Source organism: Synechococcus sp. R55.7 (assembly GCF_047461955.1).
Classification (GTDB): Bacteria; Cyanobacteriota; Cyanobacteriia; order Thermostichales; family Thermostichaceae; genus Thermostichus.
Genome location: NZ_JANSIC010000075.1, coordinates 1 through 6,345, shown reverse-complemented (window position 1 = coordinate 6,345; position 6,345 = coordinate 1). Strand labels below are relative to the sequence as shown.

Here is a 6,345-nt window from a genome sequence, read left to right as displayed (position 1 = left end):
AGGAAAACAGCTCATGGACAGCGCTCTGCTTCAAGCGGCTCGCCAGATTTATCAATTTCATCTGCAGCATCGACCGGAAGTGCTGGAGCAACCCCCGCGGGGAGTAGTCATCCACCGCCGTACCCTGCGAGGGGATCTGATCTTTTCCGAGTTCCCCATCCTGCTGCCCCAGGAAACTTTTATTCCGCTGCAGCAGTTGGAGCCGCTGCGGTGAGGCACAAGGTCGGCGCTGACAGAGCAGATCCCCCCTTCCTCTCCTGCTTTTGGGAACTCCGTCCCGCCGACGCGATGGGAATCGCTGCCATGCTCGAGGTTCTCCCCTACTGCGCAACGCTCGCATGATGTGGCTGAGCATGATGTGGCTGAGCAGCGCCGACGCCAACAGAATCTGGGAGCTGCGCCTACTGGCCTGGGTGCTGGTGCTGGTGTTGGGGGCCTGTGTGGGCAGCTTCTTAAATGTGGTGGTCTATCGTCTGCCGCAGGGCCTTTCTCTGCTCTATCCCGGATCCCATTGTCCAAGCTGCAAGACGCCGCTGGGCCCCACGGAGAACATTCCCATCCTAGGCTGGTTGTTGCTGCGCGGTCGCTGCCGCCATTGTGGAGCGCAGATTAGCTGGCGCTACCCTGCCGTTGAGGCGTTGACAATGGGCCTGTTTGCCCTCAGCATCGGCGCTTTGGGGTTTTCTGCCCAAGGGATCCTCACCTGCATCTTGTTGAGCTGGCTGTTGGCCCTGGCGCTCATCGATCTGGATACCTTTTTGCTGCCGGAGGAGCTGACCCGTTCAGGCCTGGTGGTGGGGCTTTTGGCCCGCCTGGCCTTGCCGTGGCTCCAGGGATCCGGATCCCTGGCCGCTACAGGCCTGTCACTGGTGGAAGGGATTGCAGGAGCTGTGCTGGGCCTCTGGCTGCTGGAGGGCATTGGCCTCTTGGCCCGTTGGGTCTTGGGGCGGGAGGCTATGGGCGGGGGAGATGGCAAGCTGTTGGCCCTGATCGGCATGTGGTTGGGCTGGCAGGGGGTGGTGGTGGCCCTTCTTTTGGGTTCCGGGTTTGGCCTGCTGGCTAGCTTGCTGGCCATGACCAAGGGGCGGGCCCGCCTGGGAAAGCCCATCCCCTTCGGCCCCTACTTGGCTATGGGCGGAGGGGTAGCCGCTCTAGCCGGATCCCAACTGGTGGAGGGCTACCTACGCTGGGCCGGATTGGTGGGGTAGAGGGAACGTCCATTCAACATTGGATACTTCATGTTTCGGGATCTATGACTTCAAACTGATCGGGAAAAAGAATGAGATTAAAATATCGAAAACCTCCTACCAAGCTCAAATCCGGAACCGCTAAATCAACCGCATAGCCTTCAGTGGGATCTGAGTAACATTCCACAATGGATCCCTGAGTTCCAGCAGGAATAGTGGTCTCGCTGAAATACTCCTTGACATCTGCCACAGTTTTGACTCTACTGTATGGCTTGATTCTAGAAGTGGTTTTACTCATCATTGTGTACCTCTAGCCAATTGGTGACCAAACGAGGGATTAAACTTTCCTTATCAACCTGCCACACGGTCACTAAAGTGCCTTTTTTCTGATTGAGGCCCAAAATTTCAATCTTGACTCGATAGCGGCTTCCATAGGGTGTTGGAAACGGATCCCCGGCTAAGGCGCAAGGCAGAGCAGCAGTAACCTGTTGCAGAATGTGAGCAAATCCCACCCTTCTTCCCTCTGGTGTACTGACATCATAGCCAAGCTCTGCAAAGGCAATCCACTTGCCTTGATTTCCAGGATTAGCTGGATTCATAGAGTAATCAACGAACTTGGCAGGATCCACTGCTGCTTCAGAAGCCCTGGGCAAGGATCCGGCCATGGTTGCAGCTTTTGCCGACTTCACGTAAGGTCTAAGGACTCCGTCCCGCTGGCGCGAACAGTAGCCCAGACGTCTCACGCTAACCTGAAACAACCATATTAATATTAATTACTCCACCCCCTCGATTCGGTCTTCCACTTCCTGGTACAGCTCCTGCAGACGCTCGATATTGGCCTGGGAAGTCTGCCAATAGCCACGCCCATGCACCTCCAGCAGGGATCCGACAATGCGCCGGAAGGAGTGGGGGTTGAGGTTCATCAAGCGCTGCCGCATCGCCTCGTCCTTGATGAAGGTCTCGTTGGTTTCCTCGTAGATCCAGTTGTCCACCGCGCCTGCCGTAGCTGACCAGCCGGAGGTGTTGACCAGCCGCTTGGCGATCTCCCGTACCCCTTCGTAGCCGTGCTTGAGCATCCCCTCATACCACTTGGGGTTGAGGAGCTTGGTGCGGGCGTCCAGACGGATGGTTTCGCTCAGGGTGCGGATCTGGGCGTTGGGCGTGGTGGTATCTGCCATGTAGGCCGAGGGGGCCTTGCCGTCGGGGCGCAGGCTCTGCACCAGCTTGGTGGGATCCGCGTCGAAGTAGTGGCTGACATCGGTCAGGCTGATCTCCGAGGAGTCCAGGTTCTGGAAGGTCACATCCACCGTCTTCAAGCTAGCTTCAAAAAGCTGCCGCATCTGCTGGTTAGGCAGATTCGAGCCAAAGGCAAAGGACTTGCGGGATAGGTACATCTCCCGCAGCTCCCTCTCGTCCTCCCAGGAGCTGTTTTCCACCGCCAGGTTGATGTTGGCGGAGTAGGATCCGGAAGCGTTGGAAAAGACCCGCGTTGCCGCCTGCTCCAACGTCAGCCCCAGTTCTTCTGCCTGCTGCAGGGCGTGCTTGCGCACAAAGTTCAGCTCCGGTGGCTCCACCGCTGCGGCCGCCAGCTTCACCGCCCGGTCGATCAGGTCCATCTGGTTGACAAACAGATCCCGGAACACCCCCGAGCAGTTCACCACCACATCAATGCGGGGCCGGCCCAGTTCCTCTAAGGGGATCAACTCCACCTTGTTCACCCGCCCCAGGGCATCGGGTTTGGGTCGCACCCCCAGCAAACACAGCACCTGCGCCAGCGACTCCCCGTAGGTCTTGATGTTGTCGGTGCCCCAGAGCACCACCGAGATGGTTTCCGGGTACCGGCCACCGTTACTGCTCATCTCGCGAGCCAGCAGCCGTTCCACCACGATCTCCGCAGACTTAATCGCGGCTGCCGTGGGGATGGACTGGGGATCCAAAGCATGGATGTTCCGTCCCGTGGGCAACACATTGGGGTTGCGGATGGGATCCCCTCCTGGCCCCGGCGAAATGTACTCCCCTTCCAAGGCCCGCAGCAGGGATCCCAGCTCATAATCTGCCGTAATTTGCTTGAGGCACTCCTCCAGAAATTCAAACAAGGGCTTCAAAAGATCCGGATCCACCTGGGGGTAGCCCGCTTCTTTTAGGACTGCCAACCAGGGGGCTTGCCGGCCCATGTTGAAAAAGTTGAGCTTGGCCACCCGCGCGACCCGGCCCTGGGCGTCGGTCTGCTCCTGCACCAGCGCCGCCACCGCCTTCTGGCAGGCCTTGTTGATGCGATCCAGCAGCTCCGTATCCGCCAGGTGTCCCCGATCCCGGTTGCGGTAGATCTCATCGATGTCCCGGCCCAGGCTTTGGGCAAGAATGCGCGGCAGACCCAGGATCCCTTCTTCGGGGCGGTCAATGCTGGCAATGCTCACCAGGGTGGCAATCGCCTCCTCTGCTGTGGGGGGCGCTCCAATGACGTGCAGACCACAGGGCAACAGCCGCGACTCGATCTCCATCAGCTGGGCGTAGAGCTTGCCCACCACCCTGTCCCGCTCTTCCAAGCTCAACTGGGCGGCGTCCCCCTGGGGCAACTCCACATCCTTGTCCAGGTTCACCAGCCGCGCCTTGTCGCAGATGGCGTTGACGATGGCGATGCCCCGCGCCCCCTCCCGCAGGGTTTGGTAGGAGCCGATCATCTCCCGCAGCTCTTGCAGCCCCTTGTAGAGGCCGGCGTTTTCTGCCGGCGGCGTCAGGTAGCTGATGGTGCAGGCGTAGCCCCGCCGCTTGGCAATAGTGGCCTCACTGGGGTTGTTGGCGGCGTAGTAGTACAGGTTGGGCAGGGATCCAATTAGATTATCCGGATAGCACTCGCCCGACATGCCGATCTGCTTGCCCGGCATAAACTCCAGGGATCCATGGGTGCCAAAGTGCAACACCGCATCCGCCCCCCAAACTTTCTCCAGGTAGGTGTAGTAGGCAGCAAAGCCGTGGTGAGGGCTGGCTGACCTGGAAAAAAGCAGCCGCATGGGATCCCCTTCATAGCCGAAGGTGGGCTGCACCCCGATGAACACATTGCCAAAGTGCTTGCCGTAGATCAACAGATTTTGCCCATCGGTATTCAGGTGCCCCGGCGCTGGCCCCCAGTATTGCTCGATGGCTTTCACGTAGGGTGTCAGCGCCTCGTACTCCCGCACCGACAGTTTGGCGGCCACATTCAGCTCCGGGCTGGCGTACTGGGCCTGGGGATCGTGCAGGATGGACTCCATCAGCTCCTGCGGGGTTTTGGGCAGCTCGGGGCCGAGGTCATAGCCGTTGTGGGCCAGGGCCTGCATCACCCGGTGAATAGAGGCAAATACATCCAAGTAGGCTGCTGTCCCCACATTGCCTTTGTCCGGTGGGAAGCTGAAGACGGTGATGGCGATCTTCTTCTCCAGCTTGGGCTTGCGCCGCAAATTGGCCCATTTAATGGCCCGCGCCGCGATCAGCTCGATCCGATCCTGCATTGCGTGAGCTTTGCCGGTGGCCGCGTCCCGCCCTGAGAGGATGATGGGATCAATGGCCCCGTCCAGCTCGGGAATGGCAATCTGCAGAGCCACCTGCACCGGGTGCAGCCCCAGGTCGCTGGCAGCCCATTCCTCCGTCGATTGAAACACCAAGGGCAGCGCCACCATGTAGGGGCGATTCAGCCGTTGCAGCGCTTCCACCGCCTTGGGGTGATCCTGCCGCGCCGGCCCTCCCACCAGGGCAAACCCGGTTAGCGACACGACCACATCCACAATGGGCGCTGTCTTCTGCGCGTTCCAGAAAAACTCGTTCACTGGCTTGGAGAAATCTAGACCCCCGGCAAACACCGGCACCACCCGCGCCCCGCGCGACTCCAGCTCTTGCACCATGGCCACGTAGTGGGCATCATCCCCCGTCACCAGGTGGGTGCGCTGCAACACCAACCCCACGCAGGGAGCCAAGGGATCCTTCACGTCCTGCGGCAGATCCTCGCGGGCGTTGTACCAATCCAAATACTCCGCCAGACTGGCAAACATCTGCGGCGCCAAGGGGTGCCAGATGCCCATCTCCAAGTAGGTGACCGGCTCGGCAAAGGAGAGCTGCCCCCGCATCCCCGGCAGGTAGCGATCCGCCAACATCAGCAAAAAGTTCTCCAGGTTCTCGCGGGATCCCCCCAGCCAGTACTGGAAGCTGAGCATGAAGTTGCGGGCATCCTGCGCCTTGTCGAAGGGCAGATACTTCAGCACCTTGGGCAGCGTCTGCAGCAGCTTCAGCATCCCCTCCTGGAAGTTGGATCCCTGCTGGCGCTTGCGCATGAACTGGGCAATGGCGCTCTTGGACTGTCCCAGCTGCGCCATAGAAAAGGATCCCATCTTGTTCAGGCGCATCACCTCCGGCATGGAGGGAAACACCACCACCGCATCCAGCCGTTCCCGCAGGGGTTCTACCGCCTGCACCACCTTCTGGGCAATGTCCTCGATGAAGATCAAGGATCCAATAAAGACATTGGCCGTTTCCAGATCCCGCCGAAAAGCCTCATAGCCCGCGGGATCCCGCAGCTCCTCCACCAGATAGCCGGACAGCTCCACCGCCAGCTTGGAGTTGTGGGCGTTGATGTGCTGCACTGCTGCGGTCAGGGCACTCTGATATTGCGGCTCCAACACCACATACACCACCTTCATCAAGCGGCGATCCCCTACCTCGGCAGGGGTAACGTGGCGGGTGATGGGCTTAACCAGAGTAAACATGCGGTCGCTCTCCGTCGTGCAATGCAAAAGATGGGGTGAACTGGGGAAAGGACTCCGTCCCGCTGACGCGAAAGGACTCCGTCCCGCTGACGCGATAGGCAGGATCCCCTATTGTCTGTTTCCCGTTCTACCAGAGAAACGGATCCCTGCTGGGGGCATGGCGGCAAGGTCGTAATAATTCGCAATGATCGCTGAGGTACTGTAAAGGGGAAGAGGATCCCTTCCCCAGAGAGCGTCCCCTTCTAAGGATCCAATGGACTTCTCACCCCGCGCCCGCCTTTATTCAGCACATGGGTGTAAATCATGGTGGTTTTGACATCTTTGTGGCCCAACAATTCTTGGACGGTGCGGATGTCGTAGCCGTTTTGCAGGAGATGAGTGGCAAAACTATGGCGGAAGGTGTGGCAAGTAAACTACCCGAC

4 protein-coding genes and 1 pseudogene are annotated in these 6,345 nt (G+C 59.5%); 2 read left to right on the top strand and 3 right to left on the bottom strand.

The window, feature by feature from the left end; genetic code table 11:
* Together NW820_RS05690 and NW820_RS05685 are read left to right on the top strand one after the other, a co-directional pair.
* Positions 1-214: hypothetical protein (locus NW820_RS05690; protein WP_414406922.1), on the top strand; the 214-nt coding region annotated here is incomplete at its 5' end.
* A 124-nt stretch (positions 215-338) separates the two neighbouring features.
* The gene (locus NW820_RS05685; protein WP_414406921.1) at positions 339-1,208 is read left to right on the top strand and encodes a prepilin peptidase; all 870 of its coding nucleotides are present in this window, start codon (positions 339-341) and stop codon (positions 1,206-1,208) included.
* A gap of 269 nt (positions 1,209-1,477) precedes the next feature.
* Here the strand turns inward: NW820_RS05685 and NW820_RS05680 are convergent, their stop codons facing one another.
* The 3 genes and pseudogenes from NW820_RS05680 to NW820_RS05670 form a co-directional block, all read right to left on the bottom strand.
* Positions 1,478-1,852 (bottom strand): DUF6883 domain-containing protein, encoded by a 375-nt coding sequence (locus NW820_RS05680; RefSeq protein WP_414330567.1) that lies wholly within the window; start codon positions 1,850-1,852, stop codon positions 1,478-1,480.
* A 108-nt stretch (positions 1,853-1,960) separates the two neighbouring features.
* On the bottom strand, positions 1,961-5,923 hold the full coding sequence (locus NW820_RS05675) for a magnesium chelatase subunit H (protein WP_414406920.1): 3,963 nt from the start codon (positions 5,921-5,923) through the stop codon (positions 1,961-1,963).
* Between the two features lie 242 nt (positions 5,924-6,165).
* Positions 6,166-6,333: pseudogene (locus NW820_RS05670) on the bottom strand (tyrosine-type recombinase/integrase); the annotation flags it as partial.
* Between the last annotated feature and the right edge of the window lie 12 nt (positions 6,334-6,345).

Bases quoted from the DNA above. Each gene is read 5' to 3' on its own strand.
- NW820_RS05685 (WP_414406921.1), top strand. From the start codon at position 339: ATGATGTGGCTGAGCATGATGTGGCTGAGCAGCGCCGACGCCAACAGA.
- NW820_RS05680 (WP_414330567.1), bottom strand. From the start codon at position 1,852: ATGGCCGGATCCTTGCCCAGGGCTTCTGAAGCAGCAGTGGATCCTGCC.
- NW820_RS05675 (WP_414406920.1), bottom strand. From the start codon at position 5,923: ATGTTTACTCTGGTTAAGCCCATCACCCGCCACGTTACCCCTGCCGAG.